This window comes from Flectobacillus sp. (assembly GCF_049240685.1).
In the GTDB taxonomy this organism is placed as follows: domain Bacteria; phylum Bacteroidota; class Bacteroidia; order Cytophagales; family Spirosomataceae; genus Flectobacillus.
Genome location: NZ_JBMLSD010000129.1, coordinates 1 through 3,007, shown reverse-complemented (window position 1 = coordinate 3,007; position 3,007 = coordinate 1). Strand labels below are relative to the sequence as shown.

Annotated in this window: 2 protein-coding genes; one reads left to right on the top strand and one right to left on the bottom strand. The window is 35.7% G+C overall.

What is annotated here, in order from left to right; translation table 11 throughout:
* Positions 1-281: 281 nt before the first annotated feature.
* On the bottom strand, positions 282-1,802 hold the full coding sequence (locus ACOVQ4_RS05970) for a TROVE domain-containing protein (protein ID WP_421819739.1): 1,521 nt from the start codon (positions 1,800-1,802) through the stop codon (positions 282-284).
* A gap of 129 nt (positions 1,803-1,931) precedes the next feature.
* On the opposite strand from ACOVQ4_RS05970, the gene ACOVQ4_RS05965 reads away from it, so the two are divergent.
* Complete coding sequence (locus ACOVQ4_RS05965) at positions 1,932-2,942, top strand: helix-turn-helix transcriptional regulator (protein WP_421819738.1); 1,011 nt, start codon at positions 1,932-1,934, stop codon at positions 2,940-2,942.
* Positions 2,943-3,007 lie beyond the last annotated feature (65 nt).

The following is a 3,007-nucleotide window of genomic DNA, read 5'->3' as shown; positions in this document are numbered from 1 at the left end:
AAATCTTAAAAAACCAGAGGCAATGAGCAAAGAGCGATGATAAAAGGAGTCGATTACATTCGAAGTATCGCTCTTTTACGGCACTCTGGTAGTTTTCTGTAAAAGCAATAGGCAGGTCGAGAGCGGGGCATTGCAAGCTGGAGTCGAACCAGATGACCTCATTGTATTACTCAATCACGCCATTCCTCCCCTATATTGGCTGCGAAGTATCTCAACCTTACGGCATTTTACAAAATCTTCAGTATGATAGCCTTATGCTTGGATCTTAACACATAGGTACTTTACAAATCTATTCCTTGAATAAAATCTACAATACCTTGTCCATTTTCTAGGGCATCGAGTACTTCAAAAATTTTATCTGACCAGCCCGCCAACAAATACACATCTCCTGATTCTACTCTCATGGGACTTTGACCATAACCAGCTAAATCAAAAAGATATAACTTTGCTTTCGGAAATTTCCTTTTATAGTTTTGCCAAGCCGTTTTAATGCTGTTCGCATCTCTATTTTGGCTATTCCATAACTGCGTATCCGTAAAAATCATCACCTTATCAGCTTGATATTCACGCTTTAACAAATCCTCAATCACCAAATGCGCATTTGTTGAATATCCCACTTCTCCTTCACGTTGATGAAATGCGGCTACATTCGATAAAATGCTTTTACTAGGCATTTGTATCACTTTCCAAGTATCTCCAAACATCCCCGTAACTACATTTTTACAACGGCTTTGCAAGAGCATCGCCAATAGCAAACCTATATCATAATACATCAGACTACTTTTTGCAGATAATCTTTGTTGCATCGATCCTGACACATCACAAGCCAAAACAACTTTGGTATCGTTCTCAAAGCCCTTGATATTTTGAGCACTTAATAGCATCGCTTTTTCTAAAGCATCAACAACTCTAATCACTCTACCATCGGTTATATTACTCAATTCTCGATAGGCAGACCAATATCGAAATGGTAGCTGTTTAGCAGTTCTGACGGCATTCTCTTCAGATAAATAAGATAAAACCATTTCCAAACATTCATCTGAGATATTACATTCCAGCATATTTCTAAGATTTCTCAGCAAGGCCATATACCCTACTTTCTTGCTCAGAATCAGCTCTTCCCATTTAGCTCTGAAGGCTTTATTTTTTGCCTTTTCACTTCCAAAATGAAGCTGTCCAAGTGCAGAAAGTTCTGTCTCCCAAGTATATGGTGTAGACAAGGTATTCTGAGTGATTTTATCAAAAACAACTTGTTGAGCTAAATCCTTAGCTTTCGGATGCACCAAGAACAAGGCATCTCTTAATTTTACCTCCGTATTTTGATTATACTTGGCAAACTGGTATTCATCAAAACGATTAAATGCTTTTGCCAAACCTCTTTGAATCTGTTTTGAAAGTCGATTGAGTCGCTTTGTACCTGTTCTTTGATTGGTTTGCTGATAATAAGCCAAAGTCTCTGTGATCTCATCTGGTCGCATAACTATTTGCTCAATAGCTTTTCCAACCCAAGCTCCTGCATCCGCTTTTTTGGCTAACTCTACCGAAAGCACAATTGGCACAGAACGCAAATTCATAGAACGGCGAGCATACACTGCCAGTTTAGCACAATATTCTGGTGACACTTTTTCAATCAATTGCTGTAGGCGTAATAATCTTTCTTCTGCTTTTTCATAGAAACTGTCATGAAGCAGGCTTGTCACCGTAGCACTATATAATTCCATTTCTGGACTCAACTGATACGAAGGTGCTCCTTCATAATTTTTGAGAATAGTATTGGTCTTCTTTAAGAAATTGAATTTCATGACATTAGGTTGTTTTAAATTTCTAATACAAATTTGCAGTGTATCTACGCAGTCTTTTTGCGTAGTTCTATTTTTTTTTACTTTTTTGTAAAAAATATTTCAAAAACTTATAAAAAGTGTGTTTTAAATATGCCAACTAATAGAAATGCTCTCATTCGTTACAAAACAATCGATGCTTGTTTACAGAATCGTCAGCGAAAATGGACTTTAGAAGATTTAATAGAAAAGGTATCTGATGCACTCTATGAGTATGAAGGAATAGATAAAGGAATCAGCTTGCGTACCATTCAAGCAGACATTCAAGTCATGCGCAGTGACAAATTAGGATATGAAGCACCGATAATCGTTGTTGATAAAAAATATTATACCTATGCTGACCCCAATTTTAGTATTACAAAATCACCAATTACCCAAACAGACCTTATTCAAATGAATGAGGCGTTATCATTATTAAAGCAATTCAAAGGTTTCTCGCATTTTGATCAATTGAGCGAGGTAGTCAATAAGTTAGAAGAACATGTTTATAGTGCACAAGAAAAGCGAAGTTCAATTATTGATTTTGAAAAAAATGAGAACTTGAAGGGACTGTCTTATTTAGACTATCTTTATCATGCCATTTTAGCTAAAAAAGCACTTATCATAACTTACAAATCATTCAAAGCACGGCAAGAAGGAGTTTTTGTATTCCACGGATGGTGGTTAAAAGAATTTAAAAACCGTTGGTTTTTAGTAGGTAAAAGAAGAGCAAATGAAAGTATTTTACACCTTGCTTTGGACAGAATACAAGAAGTTCACGTCTCTGAAGACATTACTTACCTACCAAATGATGTCATTGTTCAAGAAGAATACTATAAAAATACCATTGGAGTTACTGTAAATAATCTTCGTCCACAACAAATAGTATTAAACTTTACCCCTTTGCATGCACCTTATGTAATTACGAAACCTTTACATCATTCACAAAAAGTTATCGAGGAAAATGAAAAAGGACTTACCATTGAATTATCATTACAAATCAATTTTGAGTTAGAAAAAGAAATTTTAGGATTCGGAGATGGAGTTGAAGTTTTAGCTCCTCTAAAGCTAAGAAAAGTAATTCAAGGTAGATTAAGCCGTGCTTTAAAGTCTTATCAATCATAAAGAACAACATAATTTCTTGCGTCATTCCAACTTGTTAGAGGATTAGAATATCTGATTTACTGGGC